The following is a 15,496-nucleotide window of genomic DNA, read 5'->3' as shown; positions in this document are numbered from 1 at the left end:
AACCGTCATCGCGGCAGCCCGAGGTGGTCGCGCAACGTCGTACCGCTGTACTCGCTCCGGAAGACGCCGTACTCGCGGAGCAGTGGGACGACCCGGTCGACGAAGTCGTCGAGGCCGCCCGGCGTGAGATGCGGAACGAGGACGAAACCGTCTGCCGCGTTCTCCTGCACGTGCCGGTTGACCGCGTCCGCAACGGTGCTCGGCGAGCCGACGAACGTCTGCCGGTTCTGCTGGTTGATGACGGTCTGCCGCAACGACCACCCGTGGGCCTCGGCCTGCGCGCGCCATTCCGCGACGATCGGGAACGGGTCGTTGTACCCGACCCGGCCCTGTGTCACCGCCGACCCGACGACCGGGTCCTCGGCCGGCAGCGGACCGTCCGGGTCGTACGCCGACAGGTCGCGCCCCCACAGCAACTCCGCGAGCACGAGCGCCGTCGGCCCGGAAACCTGCTGTTCCCGGATGTACGCCGCCTTCTCGATCGCCTCGGCGTCCGTGTCCGCGACCACCACCGTCACGGCCGGCATGATCTTCAGCGAATCCTCGCTCCGGCCGTACTTCGCCAGCCGCGACTTCACGTCCTTGTAGAAGGTCTGCCCGGCCGCGAACGTCCCGTGCCGGCTGAAGATCACGTCCGCGCTCGAGGCGGCGAACTCGCGTCCTTCGTCGCTGTCACCGGCCTGGATGATCACCGGCCGGCCCTGCGGCGACAGCGGCAGCCCGAAGCGTCCGCGGATAGCGAAGTGCGGGCCGCTGTCCGCGAAGGCCCCAGCGCCCTCGCGGGCGAAGCTGCCCGCCTCCTGGTCCAGGACGAGGTCGTCGGCGGTCCAGGAGTCCCAGAGTTTCCTGACGATTCGCAGGGACTCCTGGGCGCGGACGTACCGGTCGGACTTGTCCAGGTACCCGCCGCGGCGGAAGTTCTCGCCGGTGAAGGCGTCCCAGGAGGTGACAACGTTCCAGGCGGCGCGGCCGCCGGAGACGTGGTCGAGGGTGGCCAGGCGCTTGGCGAGTTCGTACGGCTCGTTGAAGGTCGAGTTCACGGTCGCGGCCAGGCCGAGATGGGTGGTGACGGCAGCGAGGGCGCTGAGCACGGTGAGGGATTCGGGACGACCGACGACGTCGAGGTCGTGGATCTGCCCCTTCACCTCGCGGAGTCGCAGGCCTTCGGCGAGGAAGAAGAAGTCGAAGGTTCCGCGCTCCGCCGTTTCCGCGAGTTTCCGGAACGAGGCGAAGTCGATCTGCGAGCCCGACGCCGGGTCCGACCACACGGTGGTGTTGTTGACGCCCGGGAAGTGCGCCGCCAGATGGATCTGCTTGGTCATCGTCCACTCCCCGAAAACGTGTTCCGCGGCCGTTTCAGCCCGAGCCGCCCGCGCAAACTCCCACCGCGCTCCACACCCCCGACCAAGCCGAGCTCCCGCAACCGCGGCAACAGCTCGTCCGCAATCACCGGCACATCCAACTCGAGCGAAGCCGGCCGCAGATGCACCCCGTCAACCCCCGCCGCGGCCCACCCCTCAACCGCCGCAACCAACCCCTCAACCCCATCCACATGAGGCCGCACCCTCACCGAAACCAACACCACCGGCACAGTCGCGCCGTCCGGTGTGACGGCAACCGTTCGGCCCGCAGCGTCCGCCGTGACCCCGACGCGGCGGCTCCCGCCGGCGCGGAGGGTTCGGAGCTGGTCTGCCAGGTCGTCCGAGTCCGGGAGCAGGACCAACTCGGCGTCGCGCGCCGCCTCCAGCGCCTCGGGTGTGTGCACGCGGACCGCCGTCACCGGATGACCCTGCGGCGGCCGCGGAACGATCGACGGACCCTTCACGGAGAACGTCGGCGAGACGAAGTCGACGTAGTGCAGCTTCTCCCGGTCGACGTACCGTCCGCTCGCGGCGTCCCGGATGATCGCGTCGTCCTCCCACGAGTCCCACAACCGGCGGCTGACGTCGACGACGTACCGTGTCTCCCGCCAGGTCTCCGCAGCAGCGACCGGCTCCCGCCGCCCGACCACCGCGGCCGCCTCAGCGGACGTGGACACCTCAGCGACCCACCCCGCGCGCCCGCCCGAGATGTGGTCGAGCGTCGCCACCGACGCCTGCACATGGAACGGCTCCGTATGCGTCACCGTGATCGTCGGCAACAACCCGATCCGCTCCGTCGCCGGCGCCACCCGCGCCGCCAGCCCGAGCGCGTCGAGCCGTACGCTCACCCGCCCCGGCACATCCTCCGGCGCCTCCAGCGCATCAGCGAACGTCACGAGATCCACCCCGGCCGCCTCCGCCCGCTGCGCCGCACGGACCGCCAACGCGCCGGTCAGGATCGCCCGCGGATCAACCTCCGCCCCACGCCACGCCGCCGGATCCGCACCCGCCCCGTCGATCTCCAGCCCGACGATCATGAGGCCACCTTCAACGCCACCGGAATCTCCTTCACGAACGCCAACGGCCCGATCTCCTCCGGATCCGCCGCGGTGTCGAACTGCGGGTCGAACCCGGCCGCGACGTACAACCCCGCCGCTTCCGGCTGCCGCGGTCCCGTCGTCAGGTACAACCGCCGATATCCCAGATCCGCCGCCGCCGTCTCCAGTTCGGACAGCACCCGCCGCCCGAGGCCCTGCCGCCGGTGCAGCTGCGACGTCCACATCCGCTTCACCTCGGCGGTCTCGTCGTCGTACCGCCGGATCGCCCCGCCGGCCACCGTTCTCCCGCCGTACCGCAACAGCACGAACGCCCCGCCGTGCTCGGCGTGGAAGTCCGACGGCGGTACTTCGGTCAACTGCGTGTTCTCGTTGGTCCGCCCGTACCGCGTGCTGTACTCGACGACGAGATCCGCCAGCAACGGCGCGGCCTCCGGATCGTCCGGCCGTACCCGGACCGCCTCCACCGCGCCCAACTGCAGCGGCGCGCCCTCCACCACGGTCTCGCCCGACACGGTCGCGAGGAACGCCTCGGTCACCTGGTACAGCGGTACGGACGCCGCCGGATCGAGCAGCAGCCCACCGCCGTCGTACAGCCGGATGTGCGACGACAGCACGAACCATCCCTGCCCGATCGCCCCCGCGCCGAGGCTGGTGAGCACCGGCCGGAGCGCGTAGTCGATCACCAGCACATGCGCCGGCGTACCACCCGTTGCCAACGGCAACACTGTCTTGCCCTTCAACGCGTACTGCGGCAGCAGATCGAGGAACACCTTCAGCAAGCCCGAGTACGCCGCCTTGTACACCGGTGTCGTGACCACGACGGCGTCCGCGGCTTCGAGTACCGCGGCCGCGGCGGCGATCGCCGGATCGTCGGCCTGCCCGCGCAGCAGCGGCTCGGCCGGGAGGTCGCGCAGCACGATCGGGGTGACCGTGTGGCCGTGGCTGATCAGGCGCTTGGTGACGTGGTCGAGCACCGCGTCGGTCCGGGAGGACAACGACGGACTGCTGGAGATCGTTGCAATGGTCGCCATGGTGCTCTCCTATTTCTTCGGCAGGCCGGGCGGGTTGATCAGCGACTTCGGCACGGCCTCGCCCTGCAGGCCCCACTTGGCCAGGACCTTCGCGTAGCTGCCGTCGGCGATGGCCGCGTTCAGCGCGTCGGCCAGTGGTTTCACGAGGCCGTCGTCCTTCTTCGTCGCGACCGCGACCAGGCCCTGCACCGGGTAGCTGGACGAGACGGTGCCGACGATCTCGGTCTGATGCTGGGTGGCTACGTGGTACGACGCGTTCGGGTTCGGGCCCAGGTACAGGTCGATCCGGCCGGACTGCAGCGCGAGGTAGGTGTCGGCGGACTGCTGGTAGTACTTGATGACGGCCGGCTTCAGGCCAGCCGCGACGTTCTGCTTGTTCCAGTCGACGAGGATCGCCTCCTGGAGCGTCCCGGAGCCGACGGCGACGGTCTTGCCCGCGATGTCGGCCGGACCGGAGATCTTCAGCCCGGAGCCCTTCTTGGCCTCGAAGGCGTGCAGCCCGAGCCGGTACGACGCGAAGTCGTACTTCTCTTTGCGCAGCTCGGAAACCCCGATGTTCGAGATCCCGACCTGGTACTTCCCGGAGTCCAGCCCGAGGAACAGGTTCTCCCAGCTGGTTGTCTCGATGTCGGGCTGCAGCCCGAGCACACTCGCGACCAGGTACGCGATGTCGATCTCGACACCGATCGGTGTCTTGTTGTCGTCCGCGGTGAACCCGAGCGGTGGCTGCCCGCCGCCGGCCGATCCGTTGCCGACCACCAGCTTCCCGGAGTCACGCACCGCCGCCGGCAACTCGGCCGCGATCGAGTCCACCTTCGCGGACGTGATGTGGGTCTGCTTCGCCGACGTGTCGAACGCGACCTCGGACGCCTTCGACGACGTACTGGTCTGCGGGTCGGCGCAGGCACCCAGCAGCAGGACCACCGCGGAAGCCAGCATCAAACGTTTTCTCATCAGTCGTCCTCAGCTCGTGAGTGGGAGGCCGGGCGGGTTGATCTCGGACTTCGCGACGGCCTCACTGGCGACGTTCCAGCGGGCCAGCACCTTGGCGTAGCTGCCGTCCGCGATGACCGCGTTCAGCGCCGCCTGGTACGCCTTGACCAGCCCGTCGTCCTTCTTGGTGGTGGCCGCGATCAGGCCCTGCAGCGTCGGCCCGGCGCCGGAGAACTTCCCGATCGTCTCGGTCTCGCCGGACGTCTTGACGTGGTACGCGATCGACGGGTTCGGGCCGAAGTACGCGTCGATCCGCCCGGAGCTCAGCGCCAGGTACGTGTCGGTGTTCTTCTGGAAGTACTTGATGGTTGCCGCGGGCAACCCAGCCTTGATGTTCGCCTCGTTCCAGTCGACCAGGATCTTCTCCTGGTTCGTTCCGGAACCGACCGCGATCGTCTTCCCGGCGATGTCCTTGCCGCTGGACACCCGCCAGGTCCCACCCTTCTTCGCCTCGAACGCGATGTCGTCCTTGCGGTACGTCGCGAAGTCGTACTTCTGCTTGCGCTTCTCGGTCACCGTGATGTTCGAGAACCCGACGTCGTACTTCGCCGAGTCGAGCCCGACGAACAGGTTCTCCCAGCTCGTCACCTCGATCTCCGGCTTCAGCCCGAGCGACTGCGCGACCAGGTACGCGATGTCCACCTCGAGCCCGATCGGGGTCTTGTTGTCGTCGGCGTAGAAGCCGAGCGGCACGCTGCCGCTGCCGAACCCGGCGCCGACGACCAACGTCCCGCGGTCGCGAACCTTGGCCGGCAGCAGTGCGGCCGCGGCGTCGTTCTTCGTGGTGGTCACCCGGTCCTGCGAAGCCGAGGTGTTCACACCGGTGTCGGATTCGGAGGAGGCGGTCGCCTGCGCGCCGCAACCGGCGAGCGTCAGCACCGCGAGGGAAAGGACAAGAAGCCGTTTCATCAGAGCACCTTCGAGATGAACGCACGGGTGCGTTCGTGGACAGGGTTGTCGAGCACCTCGCGCGGCGGACCCGACTCGACGATCCGGCCGCCGTCGATGAAGACCACCGTGTCGGCGATCTCCCGGGCGAAACCGATCTCGTGCGTGACGACGACCATCGTGGCGCCGTCGCGGGCGAGTTCCTTGATCACGTCGAGGACCTCGCCGACGAGTTCCGGGTCGAGCGCGCTGGTCGGCTCGTCGAACAACAGCACCTTCGGTTTCAGCGCGAGCGCCCGCGCGATCGCGACCCGCTGCTGCTGCCCGCCGGACAGCTGCCGCGGGTACACGTCGGCCTTCTCGCCGACGCCGACGCGTTCGAGCAGTTCGCGCGCGTACGGTACGACCTCGCCGCGCTTGCGCCGCTGCGCCGACACCGGCGCCTCGACGACGTTCTCCAGCACGGTCAGATGCGCGAACAGGTTGAACGTCTGGAACACGAACCCGACCTGCGACCGCTGCCGGAGGATCTCCCGCTCGCGCAGCTCGTGCAGCTTGTCGCCGCGCCGCCGGTACCCGATCAGCTCGCCGTCGATCCGGATCAGCCCGCGATCCACCTTCTCCAGATGGTTGATCGACCGCAGCAGCGTGGACTTCCCCGAACCCGACGGCCCGAGGATCACGGTCACGTCGCCGGCCGGTACCTCCAGGTCGATGCCCTTCAGTACTTCGAGATCGCCGAAGCTCTTGTGTACTCCGCGGATGTCGATCATCGCGACGTACCTCGCGCGAACCGGCGTTCCACGTAGTACTGCACGATCGACAGCAGCGTGGTCAGCACGATGTACCAGACCGTCGCGACCATCAGCAGCGGTACGACCCGGCTGTTCCGGCCGTAGATCACCTGCACCTGGTAGAAGAGCTCCGGGATCGCCATCACCGAGACGATCGACGTGCCCTTGAACAGGCTGATCACCTCGTTCGCGCCGTTCGGCAGGATCGAGCGCATCGCCTGCGGCAGCACGATCCGGAAGAACTGCCGCAGTTTCGGGATCCCGAGCGCGGCGGCCGCCTCGGTCTGCCCGGCGTCGACGGAGATGATCCCGCCCCGGATGATCTCCGCGGCGTACGCCGCCTGGTGCAAGGCCAGCCCGAGTACGGCGGCGCCGAGCGGGCCGAACAGGTCGTTCGTACTGAAGTGCACGAACTCCGGCCCGAACGGGATGCCCAGGCTGAGCTCCTTGTACAGATAGGCGATGTTGAACCAGAACAGCAGCTGCACGATCAACGGGATCGAGCGGAACGCCCAGATGTAGCCCCAGGCAACCAATTGCAGGAACGGGCTGCTGGACAGGCGCATCGAGGCGAGTACGGCGCCGAGCACGAACCCGAGCACGGTTCCGTAGACGGTCAGCTGCACGGTCACCCAGAGCGCGGAGAAGATCGTCCGGGTGGCGAAGAACTGGAAGAACGTCGGCCAGTCCCAGCCCGGATTGGTGGCGAGTCCGTGCACGAACATCGCGAGCAGGACGAGTACGGCGGCGACACCGACCCAGCGCCACGGGTGCCGGCGGGCGACCACGGGCAGGTCGGTTTCAAGGGACAGGACCGGCGGTCCGGTGGTACCGGACGCAGGCGTGACTGAAGTGGTGGACACGATCGCTCCCTGGCGGTGGGCAGGCTTCGCGGACCCTTCGGCGGCGAAGGGCAGGAATGGGAAGGGCGGCGCGGGTCAGCGCAGACAGAGGGCGCTGGAGACCCGGAGCAGGTCGATGTGGAGGCGGTAGTACGGCGGTTTGCGCGTCATGCCCGTCCCCTCTCGTCGCTCGTGTCATTTCAGTATGGGACGAGCTTGAAAGAATAGTAAGTGGGTCGACAAAGCTCTCAATATATGGACGGCTTATACCGGTCCGCGGGGGCTGCTCCGCGCCAAAGTTCGGGTGATCCGCGTCACGCTTCCGGCGCCTTTGTTGCCTGCCGCGCGCACGCCTGAGCATCCACCAGGCGACAGGAAGCCCTCACGGAACGTGGCCGATTTCGTTCAACTTTTCGCAACCTGTGTTTGGGCGGCCCGTGATCTCGTCGTTATGGTCGTTGAGCCGTCGCACCCCCTCATCGACGGATTCCCCTCCCCTGGAAGGCTTCTCGTGCCCACTCACCAAGACGCGCCGAACGCAGATCGGCAGGCGTCCAGTCGTCCGGCTGCCCCGCGCCGGGTGGCCAAGCACCGGTTCTCTCGTCGCGGTTTCACTCGCCGTAACAATCTAATCGGTCTGACCGCCGCCCTCGCGGCCGCCGCCGGAACGACGACCGTCGCTCTCGCGTCGTCCGCCACCGGCCCGGCCGCCGCGAACGACGTACCCCAGCTGAGCGCCGCGCAGGCCGACGCGCTGACCGCGGCCCGGATCGACCGTCGCGACCTCGGCTCCCGGGACCTGTCCCGGATCGACCTGTCACTGGCCGCGGCGCAGAAGGCCGCCGTGTCGAACGCGGCCAAGCAGCGCACCGACAAGCTGGCCGCCGCCGCGACGCTGACGCAGCGCCGGGCGCTCGCGCTGGCCGCCGCCAAGGCCGCCGCGGCGAAGAAGGCCGCGGACAGCGCCAAGGCCCTCGCCGCCGCGAAGGCGGAGGCAACCGCCAAGGCCGCGGCGATCGCCAAGCAGGCCGCCATCGCGAAGCAGGCGGAGGCCGCCAAGCAGGCCGCGATCGTCGCCGCCGCACCGAAGATCGTGCTCCCGACCACCGGCTACCACCTGACCGCGCGCTTCAACCAGGCCGGCGGCCGTTGGGCGCACAAGCACACCGGCCTCGACTTCGCGGCCCCGATGGGTACGCCGGTCCTTTCGGTGATGGCCGGCCAGGTCATCCAGGCCGACTGGGAAGGCGCGTACGGTCGCCAGGTGAAGGTCCGGCACGCCGACGGCACGGTCACGTCGTACGGCCACATGTCCGAGTTCGACGTCTCGGTCGGCGACTCGGTCCAGGCCGGCTCGATGGTCGGCCGGATCGGCATGACCGGCAACACCACCGGCCCGCACGTCCACTTCGAGGTCCTCCCCGGCGGCGGCGCCCCCATCGACCCCGAACCCTGGCTCCGCGCCCACGGCCTGAACCCGTAACCGCTACCGTTCCCCCAACACTTCGAAGAGGGGGAACTCTTGAAGCTCCGAACCATCACACCGGCCGCCGCACTCGTGGCGGCCGGTCTGATCGCCACCCAACCCGCCCAGGCCGCCCCGCAACAGGCGACCGCGACCTGCTCGCTCGTCGTTCCGTCGCGGCTGTCCATCGGCGCGGCGAGCAACAACTTCGTCGCCAAGCTCGGATCGAACTGCCCGGCGACGATCAACACCGCCGTGTGGAAGAGCACGCCTGCGGCGACCTTGTACCCCGAGGGACGGCTGCAGTTCCTCAACCACGCCCGCGAGGTCAGCTTCACCGTTTCCGGTGCCGGGGCGCCGATCGGCACCGTCACGTGGAAGCCTGCCGGCGGCGCGACCGACTTCAACGGCATCAAGGTCGCCGATCTGTCCGGCGCGACCTCGGTGTCGAAGGCGGCCTCCGTGGCGGCGCTGACCGGGGGCCGCAAGGGCAGCCGTGCGGCCCTGCTCACCACGGTCTCCTACTGGCGCACCACTACCGGGCGCTCGGTCCGCTGGGCCAACAAGCAGGTGCTGATCCAGTACCAGGACATCGGCACGACGACCTGGAAGGGGCTCGCCTACGTGACCACGAACAGCGTCGGCCAGGTGACGTACAACTACTACCCGAACCGCACCCGGCGGTACCGCGTGTACGTTCCCGGGACGAGCAGCATCTGGAACATCTTCTCGCCGGTGATCAGTCGTTAGAGGAACTTTGCCATGTCGAGGGCGTCTACCGGGGTGTCCTCGATGATGAACTCGGCGGTGTGGGTGCCTTCTACGACGTAGCCGTGGCGTTCGTAGAGGTGTCTCGCTGGGGCGTTGACGCCGTGGACGTGCAGGGTGATCTTGCGCGCTCCGCGGCGGCGGGCCTCGGCGGTGGTGGCGGTCATCAGGGCGTTGCCGACGCCGAGCCGCCGTGCCTCGGGGGCGACCGCGATCCCGTTGATCGCGAGTACGCCGGAACCCTCCGGAAACGGGTACTTGTCCTGCAGCCGGACGTACCCGACCACCGCCCCCTCGTATTCCGCGACGAGATGCGCCTCCGGCCCGCTCCGGCTGAAGAACGTGTCCTGCAGGGTTTCGCCGTACGACGGGAACCCGGACGACGCGTCCCACGCGACCCGCTCGATCGCGAGCAGCGCCGCGTCGTCCTCCTCGGCGGCCTGTCGTACCGTCACCCGCTGGTCGTCTGCACGGCGTTCGTCACTCACCGGACCATCCTCACCCCTGGAGCAGGCCAACATCCTGCCGGGTCAGCCGTCGAGGTCGGCCGTGGGCAGGACAACGGTTGCGGTCAGGCCGCCGTCCGGCTTCGGCGTGAGCTGGAGCCGGCCGTGGTGGACCTCGACGATCCGGTCCACGAGCGCCAGCCCGAGCCCATGCCCGGCGCCGTATCGGCGTTTCGCGAACGGCTCGACGAAGGTCCGCACCTGCTCGGCGGCCAGTACGTCGCCGTCGTTGCGGATCTCCAGCCGGCCCCGGACAACGTGGGCGGAAACCGTTCCGCCGCCGTGCCGGATCGCGTTCTGCACCAGGTTCGTGACCAGTTGGTGCAGCAGGATCTCATTGCCTTCGACAACTGATTCGGAGACCTCGGCGGTCAGCGTGACACCGGCCTGGGCAGCCTCGGCGGACAGCGCCGGCCAGGCGGACCGCAGGACGGCGGCCAGGTCGACCGGGTCCGTCTCGATCTCGCGGTTGTCCAGCGCGGTGAGGCTGAGCAGTGTCTCCACGATGTCGATCCCGCGCTGGTTGGTCTCGGCCAGCCGTTTCACGAGCTCCGGAACGTCCTGGTGCTTCGGATCGGCCTGCGCCACCTCGAGCATCGTCTTCATCACCGCGTGCGGTGTCCGCAGCTCGTGCGAGGCGTTCGACGCGAACCTCCGGTACTGCTCGAACGACACCTGCAACCGGTCGAGCATCTCGTCGAACGTGTCCGACAGGTCGGTGAACTCGTCCCGGATCCCGGTCAGCCCGACCCGGTGGTCGAGCGACCCGCTCGCCGCCCGGCGGGCCGCGGCGGTGATCTCCTGCAACGGCCGCAGCATCCGCCCGGCGAGCAGCCAGCCGCCCGCGAGCCCGACGATCGCGAGGAACCCGAGCGACCAGGCGGAAAGCTTCACCACCAGGTCGAGGATCTCGCCGCGCGTCGGCGGCGGGCCGGCCCGCAGGTCGCGCGGGTTGGCGGCGGTCAGCGGGTAGTTCGGGACGATCCGGAAGACCAGCCAGATGATGCACGAGACGACGGCGCCGGAGACCACCAGCAGGCCCGCGTAGCTGAGCGTGAGCCGCAGCCGGACGGTCAGCCGTGGCCGCCAGGTCAGCAGCCGTTCGCCGCTCATTTCTCCCCGACACGGTAGCCGACGCCGGGCACGGTGTGGATCACCCACGGATCGCCGAGCCGCTTCCGGAGCACGGAGATCGTGATCCGTACGGCGTTGCTGAACGGGTCCGCGTTTTCGTCCCAGGCCTTCTCCAGCAGGGTTTCCGCACTGATCACACCGCCGCGCGCGGTCATCAGCACCTCCAGGACGGCGAACTGTTTCCGGGTGAGTTTCACGTACCGCCCGAACCGGTGCACCTCCCGGCGGAACGGGTCCAGGCGGACCCCGGCGTACTCGATGACCGTCGGCGTCGCGACCACGGACCGGCGGACCAGGGCGCGCAGCCGGACCACGAGTTCGCGCAGCTCGAACGGTTTCGTCAGGTAGTCGTCGGCGCCGAGCTCGAACCCGGTGATCTTGTCGTCCAGGTCGCCGGCCGCGGTCAGCATCAGCACCCGGCAGCCGATGCCCTGCGCAACGATCTCGCGGCAGACCTGGTCACCGCTGATCCCCGGTAGGTCCCGGTCGAGGACCACCACGTCGTAGTCGTTCACGGTCAGCGCCGCCAGCGCGGCGTTCCCGTCGAAGGTGAGGTCGGCCGCGATCGCCTCCAGCCGCAGCCCGGCCTGGATCGCCTCGGCGAGATAGACCTCGTCCTCCACGACCAGCACCCGCATACCGTCCATTGAACCAGGTCGGGGGTATCGAAAACGTATCGGAAACACCAGACGTTCTGGCAACATCCGCACGGATGAACTGGTGGCATGCTCACCGATCGAACTACTCGTGACCGCCGGCTGAGCGTGCTGGCCGGGTTCGCGATCGTTGCCGCGGTCATCAGTCTCACCGTTGCCGCCTGTACTGCGGTTTCCGCCCAGGACGAACCGCAGACCTCCGGCGGGAAATCCACCGGATCGACCCCGGCGCACAAGGGTCCACCGAACGCGGCGGACGGCGTGCTGCCCGACCACACGTCGGCGTACGACACCGATCTGCCCGGGATCGCCAAGCTCGATCCCGCGCTCCGTACGGCGGTCCAGGAGGCCGAGACCGCGATGAAGGCGGACGGGATCCGGATGCAGGTGACCACCGGCTGGCGGAGCAGGAAGTACCAGGAAGAGCTGCTGGAGAAGGCGATCCGCAAGTACGGCAGCAAGAAGAAGGCCCTCGAGTACGTCGCCGATCCGGACGAGTCGCACCACGTCACCGGCCATGCCGTCGACATCGGCCCGACCGACGCCGACGACTGGCTGAACCGCAAGGGCAACCGCTACGGCCTCTGCCAGACCCTCTCCAACGAGATCTGGCACTTCGAACTCGTCACCAAGCCCGGCGATTCCTGCCCACCGATGACCGACCCCACGAAGTAGCGCTAGCGGGGTTCTTCGGGCGGGTCCGGGAGTTCGGCCAGCGGCCGTTGGGACCAGGCGACGTCGTGCCAGGCGTCGTGTTTCCAGCCGATGTTCCGGTAGACGCCGATGGGCTCGAAGCCGAGCGACTTGTGCAGCGCCTCGCTCGCGGGGTTCGGCAGGGTCACGCCGGCGACGGCCGTCCGGTAACCCCGGGCGATCAGGCGATCGAAGAGCGCCTCGTAGAGCTTGCGGCCGGCGCCCCTGCCGTGGTGCGTGGGATTCAGGTAGACGCTGACCTCACAGGACCACCGGTACGCCGGGCGCGGTTTCATCGGGCCGCCGTACGCGTAGCCGACGACCTGGCCGTCGTCCTCGAGGACCAGCCAGGCGTGGGTGGCGACGGCCTTCGTGATCCGCTCGGCCATCTCGGCAGCCGTCGGCGGAGCCAGCTCGAACGTGATCGAGGTACCGGTGACATAGGGCGCGTAGATCGCCGCGCAGGCCTCGGCGTCCGCGGCCGAAGCGTCTCTAACCTGAACCATGATACGATAGTAGCCACAACTGCCGCTATAGTGGCAACGTGATTGACGATCTGTCGCGTTCTCTGGCCGCGACCGTCCACCAGGCGCGGGTTGCGCAGGACCTGTCCGTGAACGCCTTGGCGGAGCGGTCCGGGGTGTCCCGCGCGATGATCGGGAAGATCGAGCGCAGCGAGGCGCAGCCCACCGCCGTACTGCTCGGAAAGCTGTCCGGCGCGCTCGGGATGACGTTGTCCGAGCTGGTCGCTCGCGCGGAGAACACCGACGAGCTGCTCCGCCGCGCCGCCGACCAGCCCGTCTGGACGGACCCGGCCACCGGGTACCGCCGGCGCGCGGTGTCGCCGCTGACCGACGGTCCACTGGAGTTGGTGGAGGTGGAGCTCCCGCCCGGTGCGTCGGTGTCGTATCCGGCCGACGCGTACATCTTCAAGTACCAGCAACTCTGGATCCTGGACGGATACCTGCGTTTCCACGAGGGATCACAGGTGCATGAGCTGCACGCCGGCGACTGTCTGCAACTCGGTCCACCGTCGGCGACAACCTTCCACAACCCTGGTACGACGGTGTGCCGCTACCTGGTCGCGCTGGTCAAGGGGCGCGCCTGAAACCACTGCTCGAGCGCGGTCCGCAACCCCTCCCGCTCGGCCTCCCCGTCCTGATCGGCGGCCCACGCGACGTACCCGTCCGGACGAATCAGCAGCGCGATCGACCGTCCGCCGTGCCCCGTCACGACCTCGACCTGCTCCGGAACACGGGTTCCCGCGAACGCGCCGCCCGGGGTGAGGTCGACGAGCAACGGGCGGCCCGACCGCATCAGCTCGGCCAGCCGCACTGTGCCGACCAGCAGATCCGGCGCCCACCGACCGACCAGCGGATGGGCACCGGCGGCGTACCGGATGTCGGCGCCGGAAATCAGCTCCGCGATCCGCTGGACGTTTCCGGAATCTTCCAGAAACTCGCCGAACAGCTTCCGCAGCGCGGTCACATCGTTGCCCGGCGCAATCAACGCGGACTGCGCCTGGGTGTGCATCAGTACCCGTTCGGCGACCGGCCGGCGCTCGGCCTCGTAGGTGTCGAGCAGCCCGCGCGGCGCCCGGCCCTGCACCTCGGCCGCCACCTTCCAGGCCAGGTTCACCGCGTCCTGCAGCCCGAGATTCAGTCCCTGTCCGCCGATCGCGGAGTGCACATGGGCGGCGTCGCCGACCAGCAGCACGCGCCCGGAACGGAAACTCGAAGCCAACCGGCTGTTTCCGCCGACGAGCCGCCGGAGCAGCCGGGCACCGTCACCCGTTGGCTCGACCAACGGAAGGTGGACGTCGAGGACCCGGTCCACGCTGTCCTGCAACTCCTGGAACGTCATCTCGTTGTCCGGCGGCACGTCCCACTCGACCGTACTGACGGCCGGCAGCCGGCCCGGGAACGGCGCCCAGACGAACATGCCGCGGTCCGTTCGCTGGTGCAGGAACGGCGGCACCGCGCCGTATCCCGGAATGTGCAGCAGGCCGCCCCGGACGTACTCCGCCGGCACCTCCGCGCTTCCGGTCCGCGACACCGTCGCGTCGTTGGTGACCCCCGGAAAGTCGATTCCGGCCAGTTTCCGGGTCACACTGTGCCCGCCGTCCGCCCCGATCAGGTACCGGGTCCGGAGCTGGTACTCGCCGTCCGGCCCGGACAGCGTGACCGTCACGCCGTCGGCATCCTGCGTGAAGCCGAGCAGCTCGTGTCCGCGCCGGAGCTCCGCACCGAGTTCGAGCGCCCGCTCCTGCAGTACCTCCTCGATCCGTGCCTGCGGGACCTGCAGCAGGTACACCGGGTTCTCCTCGAGTAGATCGAGGCGCAGCGGCATCGCGCCGAACACGAAACCCGGGGCGGGCCGCGGCGCACCCGGCGTACTGCTCAGCCGCTCGTAGAGTCCGCGGCGGTCGAGCATCCGGACGACCTGGCCGACCAGCCCGTTCGCCCGCGGCACCGTGCTGCGCTCCGGCAGTTTCTCCAGCACGATCGGCCGCACTCCGGCCAGCCGCAGTTCGCTCGCCAGCATCAATCCGTTCGGCCCGGCACCTGCAATGACGACATCCGTATCCATGACACCCCTCCAATTGGGCATGACTGACCACCCCGGCGACCGGCCAGGGGCAAGTTGTCGAGTTGGTTATTCGGGAACCGGCAGGCCGGCCTCGATCTGGTCGAGCGCCGACGAGAGCAGCTCGGCGACCGACCGTGGCGGATCGGCCCGCATCCATTCGGTCATCACGACCGCCCGGGCCGCGCCGATCACCTCGGCGACCAGCCGCGGATACATCCCGGACGTCCCGGTGCGATCGGCGACGGCGGCGGCGAGCTCCTCGCCGGCCCGGGCGTACGCCCGAACGATCGCGCCCTGCAGGGCGGGCTCGGTCATCATCAACCGGATTCCGGCCAGCCACTTGTCGTCCGCGGGCCGCCGCTCGCTGTGACCCTCCTCGCCGAGGGCGAAGTGCTTCTCGATCGCTGTGCGGATCGCCACCCACAGCGGCTCGCCGGCCGGCCGCGCGCGCAGCTCGTCGGCGATCCGCAGGCTGCGGTCCACCTCGCGGGCGGCGATCGCGTCGGCCTTGCTGTCGAAGTAGTTCCGGAAGGTCCGCAGCGAGACGCCGGCCTCGGCGGCGATGTCCTCGATCCGGACGTTGCCGTACCCGCGCTCGACCGCGAGCCGGACCGCCGCCCAGCTCAACGCGATCCGCGTCTCCTGCTTCTTCCGCTCCCGCAACCCGTCGGCCATGTCTCGACCGTAGCAGAAGTTGCCTAAAGAGCAAAGATGCCTT

General features: G+C 69.0%; 18 protein-coding genes. 4 read left to right on the top strand and 14 right to left on the bottom strand.

Annotation, left to right across the window (positions count from 1 at the left end; all coding sequences use genetic code 11):
- Positions 1–5: 5 nt before the first annotated feature.
- The 8 genes from ACFV9C_RS26350 to ACFV9C_RS26315 form a co-directional block, all read right to left on the bottom strand.
- Positions 6–1,322 (bottom strand): NtaA/DmoA family FMN-dependent monooxygenase, encoded by a 1,317-nt coding sequence (locus ACFV9C_RS26350; protein ID WP_380197725.1) that lies wholly within the window; start codon positions 1,320–1,322, stop codon positions 6–8.
- Positions 1,319–2,398: an LLM class flavin-dependent oxidoreductase gene (locus tag ACFV9C_RS26345; RefSeq protein WP_380197723.1), complete on the bottom strand. Its 1,080-nt coding sequence runs from the start codon at positions 2,396–2,398 to the stop codon at positions 1,319–1,321. Before ACFV9C_RS26345 ends, ACFV9C_RS26350 begins: the two co-directional genes overlap by 4 nt.
- A complete protein-coding gene (ssuE, locus tag ACFV9C_RS26340) occupies positions 2,395–3,450 on the bottom strand; it encodes an NADPH-dependent FMN reductase (protein WP_380197721.1) in 1,056 nt (351 codons plus the stop codon). The genes ACFV9C_RS26345 and ssuE overlap by 4 nt, the downstream gene beginning before the upstream one ends.
- A 9-nt stretch (positions 3,451–3,459) precedes the next feature.
- Positions 3,460–4,404, bottom strand: a complete 945-nt coding sequence (locus ACFV9C_RS26335; RefSeq protein ID WP_380197719.1) for an ABC transporter substrate-binding protein — start codon at positions 4,402–4,404, stop codon at positions 3,460–3,462.
- 9 nt (positions 4,405–4,413) lie between these two features.
- Entirely contained in the window at positions 4,414–5,352 is a 939-nt protein-coding gene (locus ACFV9C_RS26330) for an ABC transporter substrate-binding protein (protein ID WP_380197717.1), read from the bottom strand.
- Positions 5,352–6,104 (bottom strand): amino acid ABC transporter ATP-binding protein, encoded by a 753-nt coding sequence (locus ACFV9C_RS26325; protein WP_380197715.1) that lies wholly within the window; start codon positions 6,102–6,104, stop codon positions 5,352–5,354. Before ACFV9C_RS26325 ends, ACFV9C_RS26330 begins: the two co-directional genes overlap by 1 nt.
- Positions 6,101–6,988, bottom strand: a complete 888-nt coding sequence (locus ACFV9C_RS26320; protein ID WP_380197713.1) for an amino acid ABC transporter permease — start codon at positions 6,986–6,988, stop codon at positions 6,101–6,103. Before ACFV9C_RS26320 ends, ACFV9C_RS26325 begins: the two co-directional genes overlap by 4 nt.
- A gap of 75 nt (positions 6,989–7,063) precedes the next feature.
- Positions 7,064–7,138 carry a putative leader peptide gene (locus tag ACFV9C_RS26315; protein ID WP_355483003.1) on the bottom strand — a complete coding sequence of 25 codons (75 nt, stop codon included), beginning with the start codon at positions 7,136–7,138 and terminating at the stop codon, positions 7,064–7,066.
- Positions 7,139–7,478: 340 nt separating this feature from the next.
- Here ACFV9C_RS26315 and ACFV9C_RS26310 point away from each other — a divergent pair, with 340 nt between their 5' ends.
- On the top strand, positions 7,479–8,450 hold the full coding sequence (locus ACFV9C_RS26310) for a M23 family metallopeptidase (protein ID WP_380197711.1): 972 nt from the start codon (positions 7,479–7,481) through the stop codon (positions 8,448–8,450).
- Between the two features lie 39 nt (positions 8,451–8,489).
- Entirely contained in the window at positions 8,490–9,182 is a 693-nt protein-coding gene (locus tag ACFV9C_RS26305) for a hypothetical protein (RefSeq protein WP_380197710.1), read from the top strand.
- On the opposite strand, the gene ACFV9C_RS26300 is transcribed toward ACFV9C_RS26305, so the two are convergent.
- The 3 genes from ACFV9C_RS26300 to ACFV9C_RS26290 are packed head-to-tail and all read right to left on the bottom strand — an operon-like array spanning position 9,179 to position 11,478.
- Positions 9,179–9,688: a GNAT family N-acetyltransferase gene (locus ACFV9C_RS26300; protein WP_380197709.1), complete on the bottom strand. Its 510-nt coding sequence runs from the start codon at positions 9,686–9,688 to the stop codon at positions 9,179–9,181. The two genes, ACFV9C_RS26305 and ACFV9C_RS26300, sit on opposite strands and share 4 nt — an antisense overlap.
- Positions 9,689–9,730: 42 nt before the next feature.
- The gene (locus ACFV9C_RS26295; protein ID WP_380197707.1) at positions 9,731–10,819 is read right to left on the bottom strand and encodes a sensor histidine kinase; all 1,089 of its coding nucleotides are present in this window, start codon (positions 10,817–10,819) and stop codon (positions 9,731–9,733) included.
- Positions 10,816–11,478, bottom strand: a complete 663-nt coding sequence (locus ACFV9C_RS26290; protein ID WP_380197706.1) for a response regulator transcription factor — start codon at positions 11,476–11,478, stop codon at positions 10,816–10,818. Before ACFV9C_RS26290 ends, ACFV9C_RS26295 begins: the two co-directional genes overlap by 4 nt.
- A gap of 87 nt (positions 11,479–11,565) precedes the next feature.
- On the opposite strand from ACFV9C_RS26290, the gene ACFV9C_RS26285 reads away from it, so the two are divergent.
- Positions 11,566–12,171: a M15 family metallopeptidase gene (locus tag ACFV9C_RS26285; RefSeq protein WP_380197703.1), complete on the top strand. Its 606-nt coding sequence runs from the start codon at positions 11,566–11,568 to the stop codon at positions 12,169–12,171.
- Between the two features lie 2 nt (positions 12,172–12,173).
- On the opposite strand, the gene ACFV9C_RS26280 is transcribed toward ACFV9C_RS26285, so the two are convergent.
- Positions 12,174–12,695: a GNAT family N-acetyltransferase gene (locus tag ACFV9C_RS26280; RefSeq protein WP_380197702.1), complete on the bottom strand. Its 522-nt coding sequence runs from the start codon at positions 12,693–12,695 to the stop codon at positions 12,174–12,176.
- Between the two features lie 38 nt (positions 12,696–12,733).
- Here ACFV9C_RS26280 and ACFV9C_RS26275 point away from each other — a divergent pair, with 38 nt between their 5' ends.
- Positions 12,734–13,297: a helix-turn-helix domain-containing protein gene (locus ACFV9C_RS26275; RefSeq protein ID WP_380197700.1), complete on the top strand. Its 564-nt coding sequence runs from the start codon at positions 12,734–12,736 to the stop codon at positions 13,295–13,297.
- Here ACFV9C_RS26275 and ACFV9C_RS26270 read toward each other — a convergent pair.
- Both ACFV9C_RS26270 and ACFV9C_RS26265 read right to left on the bottom strand, forming a co-directional pair.
- The gene (locus ACFV9C_RS26270; RefSeq protein WP_380197698.1) at positions 13,264–14,778 is read right to left on the bottom strand and encodes an FAD-dependent monooxygenase; all 1,515 of its coding nucleotides are present in this window, start codon (positions 14,776–14,778) and stop codon (positions 13,264–13,266) included. The two genes, ACFV9C_RS26275 and ACFV9C_RS26270, sit on opposite strands and share 34 nt — an antisense overlap.
- Before the next feature lie 66 nt (positions 14,779–14,844).
- Positions 14,845–15,453, bottom strand: coding sequence for a TetR family transcriptional regulator (locus ACFV9C_RS26265; RefSeq protein WP_380197696.1), 609 nt, complete (start codon positions 15,451–15,453; stop codon positions 14,845–14,847).
- Positions 15,454–15,496: the final 43 nt, after the last annotated feature.

The organism is Kribbella sp. NPDC059898 (assembly GCF_042730855.1).
In the GTDB taxonomy this organism is placed as follows: domain Bacteria; phylum Actinomycetota; class Actinomycetes; order Propionibacteriales; family Kribbellaceae; genus Kribbella.
This window is presented reverse-complemented; position numbering and strand designations above follow the sequence as displayed.

What these genes read in the sequence shown, in the direction of transcription:
- ACFV9C_RS26350 (WP_380197725.1), bottom strand. Translation starts at nt 1,322, where the DNA reads ATGACCAAGCAGATCCATCTGGCGGCGCACTTCCCGGGCGTCAACAAC.
- ACFV9C_RS26345 (WP_380197723.1), bottom strand. Translation starts at nt 2,398, where the DNA reads ATGATCGTCGGGCTGGAGATCGACGGGGCGGGTGCGGATCCGGCGGCG.
- ssuE (WP_380197721.1), bottom strand. Translation starts at nt 3,450, where the DNA reads ATGGCGACCATTGCAACGATCTCCAGCAGTCCGTCGTTGTCCTCCCGG.
- ACFV9C_RS26335 (WP_380197719.1), bottom strand. Translation starts at nt 4,404, where the DNA reads ATGAGAAAACGTTTGATGCTGGCTTCCGCGGTGGTCCTGCTGCTGGGT.
- ACFV9C_RS26330 (WP_380197717.1), bottom strand. Translation starts at nt 5,352, where the DNA reads ATGAAACGGCTTCTTGTCCTTTCCCTCGCGGTGCTGACGCTCGCCGGT.
- ACFV9C_RS26325 (WP_380197715.1), bottom strand. Translation starts at nt 6,104, where the DNA reads ATGATCGACATCCGCGGAGTACACAAGAGCTTCGGCGATCTCGAAGTA.
- ACFV9C_RS26295 (WP_380197707.1), bottom strand. Translation starts at nt 10,819, where the DNA reads ATGAGCGGCGAACGGCTGCTGACCTGGCGGCCACGGCTGACCGTCCGG.
- ACFV9C_RS26290 (WP_380197706.1), bottom strand. Translation starts at nt 11,478, where the DNA reads ATGCGGGTGCTGGTCGTGGAGGACGAGGTCTATCTCGCCGAGGCGATC.
- ACFV9C_RS26285 (WP_380197703.1), top strand. Translation starts at nt 11,566, where the DNA reads ATGCTCACCGATCGAACTACTCGTGACCGCCGGCTGAGCGTGCTGGCC.
- ACFV9C_RS26280 (WP_380197702.1), bottom strand. Translation starts at nt 12,695, where the DNA reads ATGGTTCAGGTTAGAGACGCTTCGGCCGCGGACGCCGAGGCCTGCGCG.
- ACFV9C_RS26270 (WP_380197698.1), bottom strand. Translation starts at nt 14,778, where the DNA reads ATGGATACGGATGTCGTCATTGCAGGTGCCGGGCCGAACGGATTGATG.
- ACFV9C_RS26265 (WP_380197696.1), bottom strand. Translation starts at nt 15,453, where the DNA reads ATGGCCGACGGGTTGCGGGAGCGGAAGAAGCAGGAGACGCGGATCGCG.